Genomic DNA, 1,040 nt, shown 5'->3' with positions numbered 1-1,040 from the left:
GGACCCGACGAGCCCCCTCCCGCCGTCCCCGGGATGCTCGTCGTCGACGAGGCGCACTACGTGAAGAACCCGGACACCCGCCGCTCCCAGGCGGTCGCGGCCTGGGCGGCCACGTGCGATCGCGTGCTGTTCCTCACCGGCACACCCATGGAGAACCGCGTCGAGGAGTTCCGCTCCCTCGTACGCCACCTCCAGCCCGGCCTGCTCCCCGACATCAGCGACACCAGCGCGGCCGCCGGGCCGTACACCTTCCGCAGGTCGGTCGCGCCCGCGTACCTGCGCCGCAACCAGAAGGACGTGCTCACCGAGCTGCCCGCCCTGCTGCAGGTCGACGAGTGGGAGGAGTTCAGCGCCGCGGACGAGGAGGCGTACCGCAAGGCGGTCGCGGACGGGAACTTCATGGCGATGCGCCGCGCCGGCTACGCGGACGCGCGGAAGTCCGCGAAGCTCCAGCGCCTACGCGAACTGGTGACCGAGGCCGAGGGCAGCGACCTGAAGGTCGTGGTCTTCTCCTACTTCCGCGACGTGCTCGACACGGTCCACCGGACGCTGGGGGAAGGGACGTTCGGCCCCATATCCGGTACGGTCCCGGCGGCCCGCCGCCAGCGCCTGGTGGACGACTTCGCGGCCGCCCCCGGGCACGCGGTGCTGCTCTGCCAGATCGAGGCGGGCGGCGTGGGGCTCAACCTCCAGGCGGCCTCCGTGGTGATCCTCTGCGAGCCGCAGGTCAAGCCCACCCTGGAGCACCAGGCCGTGGCCCGCGCCCACCGCATGGGGCAGGTCCGCACTGTCCAGGTCCACCGTCTGCTCGCCACCGACAGCGTCGACCAGCGCCTGCTGGACATCCTGAAGAACAAGACCCGCCTCTTCGATGCCTACGCCCGCCGCAGCGACGTCGCCGAGTCCACCCCGGACGCCGTGGACGTCTCGGACACCGGCCTGGCGCGCCGCATCGTGGAGGAGGAACAGCAGCGGCTGGCTGCCGTGTCGGAGTAGCGGGTGGCCGGCGGCCTCAGGCTCCCGCCAGCCCCGACTTCACC

1 protein-coding gene is annotated in these 1,040 nt (G+C 72.2%); it reads left to right on the top strand.

The window, feature by feature from the left end; genetic code table 11:
* On the top strand, positions 1–996 hold a 996-nt coding region (locus FNH08_RS50480), incomplete at its 5' end, for a DEAD/DEAH box helicase (protein ID WP_194238912.1).
* Positions 997–1,040: the final 44 nt, after the last annotated feature.

Origin of the sequence: Streptomyces spongiae, assembly GCF_009377185.1 — a bacterium.
Lineage (GTDB): Bacteria > Actinomycetota > Actinomycetes > Streptomycetales > Streptomycetaceae > Streptomyces > Streptomyces spongiae.
Note: the sequence above shows the minus strand (reverse complement) of the source record. Positions and strands in the feature narration are given on the sequence as shown.